12 protein-coding genes are annotated in these 13,001 nt (G+C 65.0%); 1 reads left to right on the forward strand and 11 read right to left on the reverse strand.

From position 1 onward, the window contains the following. Positions 1–21 precede the first annotated feature (21 nt). Positions 22–1,683: an amidohydrolase gene (locus FIU86_RS05010; protein WP_152474066.1), complete on the forward strand. Its 1,662-nt coding sequence runs from the start codon at positions 22–24 to the stop codon at positions 1,681–1,683. 158 nt (positions 1,684–1,841) lie between these two features. On the opposite strand, the gene FIU86_RS05015 is transcribed toward FIU86_RS05010, so the two are convergent. The 11 genes from FIU86_RS05015 to glpD form a co-directional block, all read right to left on the reverse strand. Then, positions 1,842–2,960 carry an iron-containing alcohol dehydrogenase gene (locus FIU86_RS05015; protein WP_152476939.1) on the reverse strand — a complete coding sequence of 373 codons (1,119 nt, stop codon included), beginning with the start codon at positions 2,958–2,960 and terminating at the stop codon, positions 1,842–1,844. Then, on the reverse strand, positions 2,960–4,447 hold the full coding sequence (gene glpK, locus FIU86_RS05020) for a glycerol kinase GlpK (RefSeq protein WP_152474067.1): 1,488 nt from the start codon (positions 4,445–4,447) through the stop codon (positions 2,960–2,962). Before glpK ends, FIU86_RS05015 begins: the two co-directional genes overlap by 1 nt. A gap of 153 nt (positions 4,448–4,600) precedes the next feature. Then, positions 4,601–6,322: an ABC transporter substrate-binding protein gene (locus tag FIU86_RS05025; protein ID WP_152474068.1), complete on the reverse strand. Its 1,722-nt coding sequence runs from the start codon at positions 6,320–6,322 to the stop codon at positions 4,601–4,603. Positions 6,323–6,403: 81 nt separating this feature from the next. After that, complete coding sequence (locus FIU86_RS05030; RefSeq protein WP_152474069.1) at positions 6,404–6,676, reverse strand: DUF2160 domain-containing protein; 273 nt, start codon at positions 6,674–6,676, stop codon at positions 6,404–6,406. 2 nt (positions 6,677–6,678) lie between these two features. Next, positions 6,679–7,017, reverse strand: coding sequence for a hypothetical protein (locus FIU86_RS05035; protein WP_152474070.1), 339 nt, complete (start codon positions 7,015–7,017; stop codon positions 6,679–6,681). Further along, positions 7,014–7,340 carry an SH3 domain-containing protein gene (locus tag FIU86_RS05040; RefSeq protein WP_152474071.1) on the reverse strand — a complete coding sequence of 109 codons (327 nt, stop codon included), beginning with the start codon at positions 7,338–7,340 and terminating at the stop codon, positions 7,014–7,016. Before FIU86_RS05040 ends, FIU86_RS05035 begins: the two co-directional genes overlap by 4 nt. After that, positions 7,340–8,212 carry a carbohydrate ABC transporter permease gene (locus FIU86_RS05045; RefSeq protein ID WP_254703945.1) on the reverse strand — a complete coding sequence of 291 codons (873 nt, stop codon included), beginning with the start codon at positions 8,210–8,212 and terminating at the stop codon, positions 7,340–7,342. The genes FIU86_RS05040 and FIU86_RS05045 overlap by 1 nt, the downstream gene beginning before the upstream one ends. Before the next feature lie 4 nt (positions 8,213–8,216). Further along, a complete protein-coding gene (locus FIU86_RS05050; RefSeq protein ID WP_152474072.1) occupies positions 8,217–9,086 on the reverse strand; it encodes a carbohydrate ABC transporter permease in 870 nt (289 codons plus the stop codon). After that, the gene (locus FIU86_RS05055; protein WP_152474073.1) at positions 9,086–10,168 is read right to left on the reverse strand and encodes an ABC transporter ATP-binding protein; all 1,083 of its coding nucleotides are present in this window, start codon (positions 10,166–10,168) and stop codon (positions 9,086–9,088) included. Before FIU86_RS05055 ends, FIU86_RS05050 begins: the two co-directional genes overlap by 1 nt. A gap of 13 nt (positions 10,169–10,181) precedes the next feature. Beyond that, the gene (locus FIU86_RS05060; RefSeq protein WP_152474074.1) at positions 10,182–11,270 is read right to left on the reverse strand and encodes an ABC transporter ATP-binding protein; all 1,089 of its coding nucleotides are present in this window, start codon (positions 11,268–11,270) and stop codon (positions 10,182–10,184) included. Between the two features lie 11 nt (positions 11,271–11,281). Continuing rightward, complete coding sequence (gene glpD / locus FIU86_RS05065) at positions 11,282–12,883, reverse strand: glycerol-3-phosphate dehydrogenase (protein WP_152474075.1); 1,602 nt, start codon at positions 12,881–12,883, stop codon at positions 11,282–11,284. Positions 12,884–13,001 lie beyond the last annotated feature (118 nt).

The following is a 13,001-nucleotide window of genomic DNA, read 5'->3' on the forward strand; positions in this document are numbered from 1 at the left end:
AAACATGACGAGGAGGCAGGCATGGCGCCGGAGATCGTGATCCTGAACGGAAAGGTGCTGACCATGGACCCGGGCCGCCCGCGCGCGGAGGCCGTCGCCGTCGCCGCGGGGCGGATCGTGGCGCTGGGCGCCAGTGCCGCGATCGGGGCCATGGCGGGGCCGGGGACCAAACAGGTGGATGCAGGCGGCGCGACGGTGCTGCCGGGGTTTATCGACAGCCACGTTCATCTTTTCGGCGGATCGGTCGAGATGGGGTATCTCGACCTTTACGGGATGCAAGGCGAGGAGGCGGTGACCGCGGCGGTGCGCGCCTATGCCGACGACTGCCCCGACGACCGGGTCGTGTTCGCGGTGCAGGCGGGCTACGACCTGATGGGGCCGGAGCGCGAGACCACGCGGCAGGAACTGGACCGGGTGCTGCCGGACCGGCCTTTGGCGGTCTATGCGCCGGATCATCACACGATCTGGGCCAATACCGCGGCGCTGGAACTGGCGGGGATCCTGCATGGGGGGCCTGTCGAGGCGGGGGCAGAGATCGTGATGGCCGAGGATGGCACGGCGACCGGGGCGCTGTTGGAGCCGTCGGCCTATGTTCACGTTCTGAAGCACACGCGGAATGGCGGGCGCGACATGGCGGGGCTGATTACGGGGGCCGATCCGGTTCCCGCACCGGGGCCGGATGCGCGCGCCAAGGACAAGGCGGCGCTGATCGCCGGGCTGAAGCATTGCGCGAGCCACGGGATCACCGGGCTGCACAACATGGACGGCAATTTCTACCAGATGGAATTGTTGGCCGAGTTGGAGGAAGAGGGCGAATTGATTGCCCGCGTGGAGGTGCCGTTTCACCTGAAAAGCCATGATCCGCTGTCCCGGCTGGAAGAGGCCGAGGAGATGCGGGCGCGGTATGCGAGCGACTACCTGTGGTGCAACCGCGTGAAGATGTTCATGGACGGTGTACTGGAAAGCCGGACGGCGCTGATGCTGGAGAACTACCCTGGAACGGACGGCGATGGCGACGCTGTGTTCACGGCAGAGCAGTTCAACGCGGCGTGCGCGGCGGCGGATGCCAAGGGGTTTCAGCTGGCCACACATGCGATCGGGGATCTGGCGGTGCGGCGGACGCTGGACGGCTATGCGGCGGCGCGGGAGGCCAACGGCGTGCGCGATGCGCGGCACCGGGTGGAGCATATCGAGGTCATTCATCCCGACGACCTGCCGCGACTGGGGGCGTTGGACGTGGTGGCGTCGGTTCAGCCCGGGCACGCGGCGTTCGGGCATGTGTTTCCGCCACATGGGATCAAGGACGTGCTGCGACCGGATCAGTGGCCCTATGCGTTTGCATGGAAAGCGCAGCGCGCGCATGCGGCGCGGTTGGTGTTCTCGACCGACTGGCCGGTGATGCCCGTGGACGTGATGCCCAATGTGCGCGCGGCGGTGGATCCGATGGATCTGGGGGAGGGCTGGCCGGACCAGTCGCAGGGGCTGTTGGAGACGTTGGAGAGTTACACGGCGGGGAATGCCTGGGTGGAGTTTTCCGAAGACCGCAAGGGGCGGCTGGCGGAAGGGTATTTCGCCGATGTCGCTGTGATGTCGCATGATTTGGAAGCGATGGAGCCTTCGGAGCTTGGGAGCGCGCGGGCGGTGCTGACGCTGTGTGGCGGGCGGGTGACCTGGGAGGCGTGAGGACGCGCCCGTGGTTTGCGTCGGAGTTTGAGTATTTGAAGAACAGTGAAAGCCGGGGCGGACGCGGTCCGGTGCGTTTCCGAAAAACATTGTATCGCTTTGCGCTGTTTTTTGAGGCGCGGAAAGCGATGCCTGTCTCAGACTGACTCGGAGACGCTCTAGCTGGCGGCGAGGATGCGTTGCAGCAGCTCGGTGGGGAGTTTGACCGGGTTGGCGGCCATGGAGCTCGAGGAGTGCGCCTCTGTGGCGATGGCCGCGTGGTCGGCGGGGGCGATGCCCATCTGTGCGAGGGTCGGCAGGCCGTGGTGGTGGGACCAGGCGGCGATGTCGGCGGTGCCGAGCGCCTCGGACGCGCTGACGCGGATATCGGCGATGCGGCGGGCTTGCAGGCTGTCCTTTGGCAGGGCGGCGAGATTGGCGGCGAGGGTCGCGGGCAGGAGCGCGCCGCAGACGGCACCGTGGGGGGCCGTGGGGACGCGGCCGCCGATGACACCTGCGAGGCCGTGGACGGCGCCGAGGCCTGCGTTGGCCAGAGCCAGCCCGCCGGCGAGGCTGACGAAGGCCATGTCGTCGCGGGCATCGGCGTCTTCGTTCTGCATCAGCTTGCGCAGGGCGCGCAGGCCGCGCGGAATGGCGGCGCGGCAGAGCGCGTCGGTGAGCGGGTTGGCGCGGGAGGAGATGTAGGGCTCGATCACCTGCGTGATGGCGTCGAGGCCGGAGGCGAGGGTGACGGATTTGGGCGCGCCGTCGGTGAGGGCGGGGTCGACAAGAGCGATGTCGGCGAGCATGGCCGGATCGCGGAGCGAGACCTTGCGGGCATGATCGGGCACGCCGATGACGGCGTTCTTGGTGGCCTCGGCGCCTGTGCCGGCGGTGGTGGGGATGGCCATGAAGGGGGCGGGGGGCGTGGTTAGGGGCTGGCCGTTGCCCACGACTTCGAGGTGATCGAGGGGGTCGGTTGTGGCGTTCAGGAGGCCCGCGACCGCCTTGCCGAGGTCGATGGCCGCGCCGCCGCCGATGGCGACGACGTGGGTGCACCCGGCGCGGCGGGCCGTGTCGAGCGCGGTTTCCAGCAGGGCGAGGTCGGGTTCCTTGGGGCAGGCGAAGGCGGTTGTTTCGAGACCGGGGGCGTCGAGCAGTGACTGCGCGTGGCGGGGCTTAGCGCCGTGCACGACGAAGGCGTGAGGGCCGAGGGTGGCGGCGAGATCGGCGGCCTTGGCGAACTCGCCGCGGCCAAAGAGGATGCGGGCGGGGGCGGCGAGGCCGAACGGCGCGATCATACGGACATCGTCGCTTCGACGGCGCGTTTCCAGGCGGCGTATTTTTCGTCTCGGGTGGTGGCGTCCATCGCGGGCTCGAACCGCTGGTCGAGCGCCCAGCCCTCGGCGAAGCCGGCCTGATCTGGATAGATCCCGGCCTGCATTCCCGCCAGCCAAGCGGCCCCGAGCGCGGTGGTTTCCAACACCTTGGGTCGGTCGACGGGCGCGCCGATGATGTCGGCCAAAAACTGCATCGCCCAGGCCGAGGCGGACATGCCGCCATCGACGCGCAGGACCTGTTTGGCCTCGTCCGAGGACCAGTCGGCGGTCATCGCCTCCAAGAGGTCACGGGTCTGGAAGCCGACGCTTTCCAGCGCGGCGCGGGCGAACTCGGCGGGGCCGGAATTGCGCGTGAGGCCGTAGATCGCGCCGCGGCAATCGGGCTGCCAGTAGGGCGCGCCGAGGCCGGTGAAGGCGGGGACGAGGATGACGTTCTGGTGAGGGTCGGCGCGGTCGGACAGCGTTTGGGTTTCGCCTGCCTCGCGGATGATCTTGAGCCCGTCGCGGAGCCATTGGACGACCGCGCCGGCGATGAAAATCGAGCCTTCGAGCGCGTAGGTGGGTTTTCCGTCAAGCTGGTAGGCTATTGTGGTCAGGAGGCGGTTCTGCGAGCGCACGGGCTCGTCGCCCGTGTTGAGCAGGGCAAAGCAGCCGGTGCCGTAGGTGGATTTCATCATGCCGGGGCTGAAACAGGCCTGGCCGACCGTGGCGGCCTGCTGATCGCCCGCGACGCCGAGGATGGGAATCTCGCGCCCGAAAAGGTCGGTGCGGGTGGTGCCGAAATCGGCGGCACAGTCGCGGACCTCGGGGAGCATGGACATTGGCACGTTCAGCAGGTCGCAGATGGTCTGGCTCCACCGGCCCTTGCGGATGTCGTAAAGCAGCGTGCGGGCGGCGTTGGTGGCGTCGGTGGCGTGGGTCTTGCCGCCTGTGAGCTTCCAGATGAGGTAACAGTCGACGGTGCCGAAAAGGAGGTCGCCGTTTTCGGCCTTGGCCCGCGCGCCGTCGACATTGTCGAGGATCCAGGCGAGTTTCGTGCCGGAAAAATAGGGGTCGAGCAGAAGCCCGGTGCGGTCGGTGATCATGTCCTCGTGACCGGCCTCGCGCAGGGCGCGGCAGGTCTGGGCGGTGCGCCGGTCCTGCCAGACGATGGCGCGGTGCACTGGCTTGCCGGTGGTGCGGTCCCAGACGATGGTCGTCTCGCGCTGGTTGGTGATGCCGATGGCGGCGATGTCCGAAGGGGTCAGGCCCGCGCGTTCGATGGCGGCGCGGCAGGTGCCGGCGGTCGTGGCCCAGATATCGTCCACGTCATGTTCGACCCAGCCCGATTGCGGGAAATGCTGGGTGAATTCCTCTTGCGCGGAGGCTGTGGGCGTGAGGGACTTGTCGAAGAGGATCGCGCGGGAGGAGGTGGTGCCCTGGTCGATGGCGAGGATGTGGGTCATGTCGGGAGCCTTGCCTGAACTTCGGTCTGTTGAGTGTCCAAGGGTAGAGGTCCCGGGTCAAGCCCGGGACGGGGATGGAAAAGAGGGCGGGGAGTAGCCCCGCCCTACGGTTTTCGCATCGGTGGGCCGGGGTGTCCCGGCCCAGGGCAGCCGTTACTGCCAGCTGGCGATCAGCTCGTCATAGGAGACGGTCTTGGGCTCTTCGTCCTCGTTCTCGAGCTTGGGATAGGGCGCGCCTTCCTGGTCGTACCAGTATTGCGGGTCGCGTTCCTCGTTCATGACGGGGCCGAGATCGCCCTGCACGCCGGCACGTTCGAGACGTTCCAGCACGCGCTCCTGGTCCGCGCAGAGGGCATCGAGCGCCTCCTGCGGGGTCTTGGAGCCGGACATGGCGTCACCGATATTCTGCCACCACAGCTGGGCCAGTTTCGGATAGTCCGGCACGTTGGTGCCCGTCGGCGACCATGCCGTGCGGGCGGGCGAGCGGTAGAACTCGATCAGGCCGCCGAGTTTATCCGCGCGTTCTGTGAAATGGTCGCTGTCGATGGTGGACTCGCGGATGAACGTCAGGCCCACATCCGATTTCTTGAGGTCCACGGTTTTCGACGTAACGAACTGGGCGTAGAGCCATGCCGCCTTGGCGCGGTCGACGGGGGTCGACTGCATCAGCGTCCACGAGCCTGCGTCCTGGTAGCCGATCTTCTGGCCTTCTTTCCAGTAGACGCCGTGGGGCGAGGGGGCCATACGCCACTTGGGCGTGCCGTCCTCGTTCATCACCGGCAAGCCGGGCTCGACCGTGGCGGCGGTGAAGGCGGTGTACCAGAACATCTGCTGCGCGACGTTGCCCTGCGCCGGGATCGGGCCCGCCTCGGAGAAGGTCATGCCAGCCGCCGCCGGAGGCGAGTATTTCTGGAGCCATTCGATCGCCTTGGTCACGGCATAGACGGCCGCGGGCGCGTTTGTGGCCCCGCCCCGATCGACGCAGGAGCCGACGGGCTGCGAGTTCTCGTTCACCCGGATGCCCCATTCGTCGACCGGCAGGCCGTTTGGTTCGCCCACGTCGCCCATACCGGCCATGGACATCCACGCATCGGTGTAGCGCCAGCCAAGCGACGGGTCCTTCTTGCCGTAGTCCATGTTGCCGAAGACTTCGCCCTCGACACCGAGGTGGCTGAGGTCGCGGCCGGTGAAGAACTCGGCGATGTCCTCGTAGGCCGACCAGTTGACCGGGACGCCAAGCTCGTAGCCGTATTCCTCCTGGAAGTCGGCCTTGTTCTTCTCGTCGTTGAACCAGTCGTAGCGGAACCAGTAGAGGTTCGCGAATTGCTGGTCGGGCAGTTGGTAGAGCTTGCCGTCGGGGCCGGTGGTGAAGGACGTGCCGATGAAGTCGTCGATATCGAGTGTCGGCAGGGTGACGTCCGCGCCTTCGCCATCCATCCAGTCGGTCAGGTTGCGCACCTGCTGATAGCGCCAGTGGGTGCCGATGAGGTCGCTGTCGTTTACATAGCCGTCATAGATGTTCTCGCCCGACTGCATCTGGGTTTGCAGTTTCTCGACCACGTCGCCTTCGCCGATGAGGTCATGGGTGACCTGGATGCCGGTGATGGCGCTGAAAGCGGGCGCAAGGACCTGGCTTTCGTATTCGTGGGTGGCGATGGTTTCCGAGACGACCTTGATCTCCATCCCCTCGAAGGGCTGGGCCGCGTCGACGAACCACTGCATTTCGGCTTCCTGCTCTTCTTGAGAGAGCACGGAGAGGCCGGCGATTTCGTTCTCGAGGAACTCCATCGCTTCTTCCATGCCGGCCCAGGCGGCACTGCCCGTCAGGGCGAATGCCGCGGCCAGCGCGGTGGTTGATTTCAGGTTCAGGTTCATTTGGTTCCTCCCATTGGTCTTTCTGAACTTATGTGTTTGTGGCGGCCCGCGCGTGGCGGAACGCCGGGGGTTTGCGCGCGTCTATACCCAGCGGAAGACCGCCGCGGCATAGATCGCGCAGACGATCAGCGCGTAGAGCTGGTTGGTGCCCACAAGGCCCAGCCACGCGAGATTGATGAAGGCGCTGCCCAGAAGCGTGATGAAGAGACGGTCGCCGCGCGTCGTCTCGATGCGCAGGATGCCGGTGCGGGGCGTCTCGGGGAATTTCAGCGCGAGGATCGTGAAGGTCACGAGGAGCAGCGCGATGACGCCGAAAAAGGCGGCGGTGGGCCATGTCCATGCCATCCATGCCATGTTCAGTTACCTCCGTTCGAAAAGTCGATGCAGCTGCAGGCCAATTCATCCAGTGCCGCGTTCTGGCAGGTGAGTTCGACCTTCGCGAGCAGCCAGTTTCCGGTGGGCAGGTTGACGTTTATGCCGTTGTTCTGCCAGCACCATTTGCCTTCGCCATGCGCGGCGTGAAACGCGTCGCAGGACTTGCCGAGGTAGACCGGCGCACCTGCGAACGTGCCGCGGGCGGCCGTGATGACATAGCCATTTGCGTTGCAGTCCTGGGCATAGTCCTGCGCCGAAGCCGGAAGGGCTAGCAATAGGGTCACCGCGAGGGCCGCGTATGTCAGTTTGCGCGGGGTCACGGGTAGAACTCGCACCAGGCGTTGTAGATCCAGCCGCGGAACTTCGCCTCTTTGCCGTTCAGGGCGCCGTTCTCGACGTAAAGCCATTTGCCCTGACCGCCGTAGATATAGGCGGCGTCGCCGTTATGCAGGCTGCCGATCTGCTGGTACTTGGTGCCGGGGCCAGTGCGCAGAGCCAAGAAGCCGTCTCCATTGGGGTCCAGCCCTTTGACGAGACAGCCGCTGTCGGTCGGGCCGCGATTGTCCGGCACGACGATGTTTTGCGCAGATGCCGTGGACGCGTGCGCGCCCAGAATGGCCAGCGATATCAATGTTTTCTTCATCAAACTCTCCCTAGAGCAAAGCCTTTGGCGATATAGTTGCGGACAAAATAGATCACGAGCGCGCCGGGCACGATGGTCAGCACGCCGGCGGCGGCGAGCACGCCCCAGTCGATGCCCGCGGCCCCTTGGGTGCGGGTCATGATGGCGGCGATGGGCTTGGCGTCGACGGTCGTCAGCGTGCGGCTGAGCAGCAGTTCGACCCACGAAAACATGAAACAGAAGAAGGCTGCGACGCCGATGCCGGATGCGATGAGTGGCATGAAGATCTTCACGAAGAAGCGGGGGAAGGAATAGCCGTCGATGTACGCCGTCTCATCGATTTCCTTGGGCACGCCGCGCATGAAGCCTTCGAGGATCCAGACGGCGAGCGGCACGTTGAAAAGGCAATGCGCCAGCGCCACGGCGATGTGGGTGTCGAAGAGGCCCACGGAGCTGTAGAGCTGAAAGAAGGGCAGGGCGAAGACCGCCGGGGGCGCCATGCGGTTGGTCAGGAGCCAGAAGAAGAGGTGCTTGTCGCCGAGGAAAGTGTAGCGCGAAAAGGCGTAGGCGGCGGGCAGGGCCACGGCGAGCGAGATGACGGTGTTCATCACCACGTAGATCAGCGAGTTGATATAGCCCGAGTACCACGCCGGATCGGTCAAGATGGTGGCGTAGTTTTCCAGCGTCAGGTCGTTGGGCCAGAGTGTGAAGCTGTTGAGGATCTCGGTGTTGGTCTTCAGGCTCATGTTCAGCAGCCAGTAGATCGGCAGGAGCAGGAAGATCAGGTAAAGGCCCATGACGATGGCGCGGGTGTTGATGCCCGCTCGGGCGCGACGGTTCTTGCCGCTGGGGGCGAGCTTGCCGGGGAGTTGGTCTGTGGTGGCGTCGGTCATCGGCTTATGTCCCCCGCTTGTCGAGATTGACCATCACGGTATAGAACACCCAGGAGATCAGCAGGATCACGAGGAAATACATCAGCGAGAAGGCGGCAGCCGGGCCGAGGTCGAACTGGCCGAGGGCCATTTTCACGAGGTCGATGCTGAGGAATGTCGTGGTGCTGCCGGGGCCGCCGCCGGTGACGACGAAGGGCTCGGTGTAGATCATGAAGCTGTCCATGAAGCGCAGGAGCACGGCGATCATTAGCACGCCCGCCATCTTGGGCAGTTCGATGTAGCGGAACACCTTCCAGCGCGACGCCTGGTCGATCTTGGCGGCCTGGTAATAGGCGTCGGGGATGGATTGCAGGCCGGCATAGGCCAGCAGGGCCACCAGCGACGTCCAGTGCCAGACATCCATGACGATGACCGTGACCCAGGCCGCAAAGGGGTCTTGCGTGTAGTTGTAGTCGATTCCCAAAGCGGCCAGAGTGTGGCCCAGCAGGCCGATATCGACGCGGCCGAAGATCTGCCAGATAGTGCCGACGACGTTCCACGGGATCAGCAGCGGCAGGGACATCAGCACGAGGCAGACCGAGACCCAGACGCCTTTCTTGGGCATGTTGAGCGCGACGAGTATGCCCAAGGGGACCTCGATAGCGAGGATGATGCCGGAGAACATCAATTGCCGCCCCAAAGCGTCCCACATGCGGTCATCTTCGAGCAGTTCGCGGAACCATTCGAGCCCGGCCCAGAAGAATTCGTTGTTTCCGAAGGTGTCCTGCACGGAATAGTTCACCACGGTCATCAGTGGGATGACGGCGGAGAAGGCCACAAGGATTAGCACCGGCAGGACGAGGAACCACGCCTTTTGATTGGGGGTCTTGTCCATCAGGCGGCTCTCCGTTCGGGCGTCACGCGCCAGTCGTTGGCGTAGACGTTGACATGGGCGGGGTCGAACGCGACGCGGGTGGCGTCGGCGCGTACTTCCTCGGCCTCGTCGGCGATGATGTTGATGGGCGTGCCGAAACAGTCGGCGCGGATGATCTTGTGGCGGCCCACATCCTCGACCCGCCGGACATTGACCGGCAGGCCCTCGCTGTCGGAGAGGCGGGCAAATTCGGGGCGCACGCCGATTTCGACACGGCCATCGAGGGGGGCGTAGGAATTGGCCAGCGACAGTTCGGCGCCGTTGATATAGGCTTGGTTTCCCTCGACCCTCGCGGGGATCACGTTCATGCCGGGCGAGCCGATGAAGTAACCGACGAAGGTATGCTCGGGTGTCTCGAACAGATCCTCGGGCGTGCCGATCTGGACCACGCGGCCGTCATGCATGACCACGACCTTGTCGGCGAAGGTCAGCGCCTCGGTCTGGTCGTGCGTGACGTAGATCATGGTGTGGCCGAACTGTTGATGCAGTTGCTTCAGTTGCGTGCGCAGCTCCCATTTCATGTGCGGGTCGATGACGGTGAGTGGCTCGTCGAACAGCAGCGCGTTGACGTCCTCGCGCACCATGCCGCGGCCCAAGCTGATCTTCTGCTTGGCGTCTGCCGTCAGCCCGCGCGCCTTGCGGTTCAGCGTGTCCTCGAGCCCGATCATGGTGGCGATGTCCTGCACGCGCTGGGCGACATACGCCTTGTCGGCGCCGCGGTTCTTGAGCGGGAAGGCGAGGTTTTCGCGCACGGTCATGGTGTCGTAGACGACCGGGAACTGGAAGACCTGCGCGATGTTGCGCTCGGTCGTGGGGGCGTGCGTGACGTCGACGTCGTTGAACAGGATGCGGCCCCGGCTGGGCTGCAAAAGCCCCGAGATGATGTTCAGGAGCGTGGTCTTGCCGCAGCCGGACGCGCCCAGAAGGGCATAGGCCTCGCCGTCGGTCCAGTCGTGGTTGAGCTCCTTGAGGGCGAAATCATCCTCGGAAGTCGGGTTGGGCAGATAGCTGTGCGCCAGGTTGTCGAGCGTGATCTTTGCCATTCCTGTCAGCCCCTCATGCGGCCAGCGCGTAGGCGGCGGGGGATACCAGATCGCCGTCTTCGCTGAAGATGTAGATATGGGCCGGGTCGAGATAGACCGGCAGGTCGCGGCCCGGCTGAAGGTCGTGGACACCGTGGATGACGCCGACCCAGCGGCTGTCGTGGTGGTCGAGGTGGATAAAGGTTTCCGAGCCGGTGAGTTCGGTCACGCTGAGCTTTGTCACGAAGCGCATGGCGGCGTCGGTGTGCTGTTCAATCTCGAGGTGGTTCGGGCGGAAGCCGGCGGTGTAGCGGCCCTCGGGCAAGTCGGCCATCTTGCCGGTGGCGGGCAGGGATTGCCCCTCGCCGAACATCAGCTTACCGCCGGTTTTGGAGATCTGCAGGAAATTCATCGGCGGATCGGAAAAGACCCGCGCGGTCGTGGCATCGGCGGGCTGGCGATAGACCTTCGGTGTCGCGCCGAATTGCGTGACGCGGCCTTCCCAGAGCGTGGCGGTGTTGCCGCCGAGCAGCAGGGCTTCTTCGGGTTCGGTGGTGGCGTAGACGAAGATCGCGCCGGATTCCTCGAAGATGCGGGGGATCTCGATGCGCAGCTCCTCGCGCAGCTTGTAGTCGAGGTTGGCGAGAGGCTCGTCCAGCAGTACGAGACCGGCGTTCTTGACCAGCGCGCGGGCCAGCGCACAGCGTTGCTGCTGGCCGCCGGACAATTCCAGCGGCTTGCGGTCGAGCATCGGGGTCAGTTGCAGCATCTCGGCGGTGTCGCGCACCGCGCGGTCGATTTCGTCCTTGGGCTTGCCCGACAGGCGCATCGGGCTGGCGATGTTGTCGTAGACGCTCATGGACGGGTAGTTGATGAACTGCTGGTAGACCATCGCGACGCCGCGATCCTGCACGCGCATGCCGGTCACGTCCGTACCGTCCCAGAGGATGCGGCCCGTGGTGGGGGCATCGAGGCCGGCCATCAGGCGCATCAGCGTGGTCTTGCCCGCGAGCGTGGGGCCCAGAAGGACGTTCATCGTGCCTTTCTCCAACGTCAGGTCGGTGGGGTGGATATGCGTTTCCGCCCCCACTTTTTTCGACACGTTGTCCAGAACCAGCGTCATGCGTTACGTCCTTATTCTGCCGCGGCGGCGATCACGGTGTCGCCGTCGGGGTTGGCCTGCATCCAGTTCTGCAAGTCATTGATTTCACTGTCTGTCATGCGCAGGCCCAGCTTGCTGCGGCGCCAGGCGATATCCTCCGCGCTGCGGGCGAACTCGTGGGTTGTAAGCCACCGGACCTCGCGTTCGGTCAGGGTTGCGCCGAAGTTGCGGCCGAGGTCGGCAGCGGCCTTCGCGTCGCCAAGAAGGGTGCGGGCCTCGGTGCCGTAAGCGCGGAGCAGGCGGTAGGCCCAGGATTCGGTCAAGAAGGGGTAGTCGGATTGCAGGTCGTCCGCCATGCGGTCGCGGTTCTCCACGGCGAAATCGCCGCCGGGCAGGGCGGCGTCGGCGGTCCAGTCGCCTTTGGCGTTCGGGAAATGGGCGGCGAGCTTGCCCACGGCGGCCTGCGCGAGGCGGCGGTAGGTGGTGATCTTGCCGCCGAAGATGTTGAGGAGCGGCGGGCCGTCCGTGTCTAGCTTGAGCACGTAGTCGCGGGTGGCCGCCGTGGCCGATTTGGCGCCGTCGTCATAGAGCGGGCGGACGCCGGAATAGGTCCAGACAATGTCGACGCGGGTGACGGGCGTTTCGAAATACTCCGAGGCGAAATTGCACAGATACTCTTGCTCGGCGGGGGTGCAGACGGGTTTCGTGCCGGGGTCCGGGTGGTCCGCATCGGTGGTGCCGATCAGGGTGAAATCCTGTTCGTAAGGGATGGCGAAGATGATGCGGCCATCGGTGCCCTGAAAGAAGTAGCATTTGGGGTGATCGAAAAGCTTGCGCGTCACGATGTGGCTGCCGCGCACGAGACGGACGCCCTCGCGGCTGTCGATATGGGTGACGTCCTGCAGGATGTCGCCAACCCATGGGCCGCCCGCGTTTACGAGCGCGCGGGCGCGGCGGGTCAGCAGATCGCCGGTGGCGGTGTCTTCGAGGTCGATCTCCCACAGATCGCCCACACGGCGGGCGGCGGTGACACGGGTGCGGGTGAGGATCTCGGCGCCGCGATCGGCGGCGTCCCGGGCGTTGAGCGAAACGAGCCGGGCATCCTCCACCCAACAGTCGGAATACTCGAACGCCTGTTTGAAATGAGATTTCAGCGGGGCACCTTCGGGCGTGCCGTCGAGCGAGAGTGAACGGGCGCGGGGCAGGATCTTGCGGCCCCCGAGGCTGTCGTAGAGAAAAAGGCCGAGGCGGATGAGCCAAGCGGGGCGGCGGCCGCGCATCCATGGCATGATCCGTTCCAAGAGGCGCGAGGTGGGGGTGCCGCCCTCGAAGCGCATGTCGCGGTGATAGGGCAGCACGAAGCGCATCGGCCAGCTGATATGCGGCATGTTGCGCAGGAGAACCTCGCGTTCGATCAGAGCCTCGCGGACGAGGCGGAACTCGAAATATTCAAGGTAGCGAAGGCCGCCGTGGAAAAGCTTGGTCGAGGCCGAGGAGGTGGCCGAGGCAAGGTCGTTCATTTCGGCCAGCGTAACCGACAGGCCGCGGCCGGCGGCGTCCCGGGCGATGCCACAGCCGTTGATTCCGCCGCCAATGACGAAAATATCGCTTATATTTTCGTGACTTGGGTGCATCCATCCTCCCCCAGATGCCGCCGGAAACCGTGCCCGGTAAATGAGCACGTTAAGGTTGATGGAGTCAAATGCTTCTTTCGTTTTTGTTCGTTTTTAGGAGAGTCATTTAAAAACAAAG

Source organism: Roseovarius sp. THAF9 (genome assembly GCF_009363715.1).
GTDB lineage: Bacteria > Pseudomonadota > Alphaproteobacteria > Rhodobacterales > Rhodobacteraceae > Roseovarius.

Excerpts from the sequence above, each read along its gene's own strand:
- FIU86_RS05010 (WP_152474066.1), top strand. The coding sequence starts at position 22 with ATGGCGCCGGAGATCGTGATCCTGAACGGAAAGGTGCTGACCATGGAC.
- glpK (WP_152474067.1), bottom strand. The coding sequence starts at position 4,447 with ATGACCCACATCCTCGCCATCGACCAGGGCACCACCTCCTCCCGCGCG.
- FIU86_RS05025 (WP_152474068.1), bottom strand. The coding sequence starts at position 6,322 with ATGAACCTGAACCTGAAATCAACCACCGCGCTGGCCGCGGCATTCGCC.
- FIU86_RS05030 (WP_152474069.1), bottom strand. The coding sequence starts at position 6,676 with ATGGCATGGATGGCATGGACATGGCCCACCGCCGCCTTTTTCGGCGTC.
- FIU86_RS05040 (WP_152474071.1), bottom strand. The coding sequence starts at position 7,340 with ATGAAGAAAACATTGATATCGCTGGCCATTCTGGGCGCGCACGCGTCC.
- FIU86_RS05045 (WP_254703945.1), bottom strand. The coding sequence starts at position 8,212 with ATGACCGACGCCACCACAGACCAACTCCCCGGCAAGCTCGCCCCCAGC.
- FIU86_RS05050 (WP_152474072.1), bottom strand. The coding sequence starts at position 9,086 with ATGGACAAGACCCCCAATCAAAAGGCGTGGTTCCTCGTCCTGCCGGTG.
- FIU86_RS05055 (WP_152474073.1), bottom strand. The coding sequence starts at position 10,168 with ATGGCAAAGATCACGCTCGACAACCTGGCGCACAGCTATCTGCCCAAC.
- FIU86_RS05060 (WP_152474074.1), bottom strand. The coding sequence starts at position 11,270 with ATGACGCTGGTTCTGGACAACGTGTCGAAAAAAGTGGGGGCGGAAACG.
- glpD (WP_152474075.1), bottom strand. The coding sequence starts at position 12,883 with ATGCACCCAAGTCACGAAAATATAAGCGATATTTTCGTCATTGGCGGC.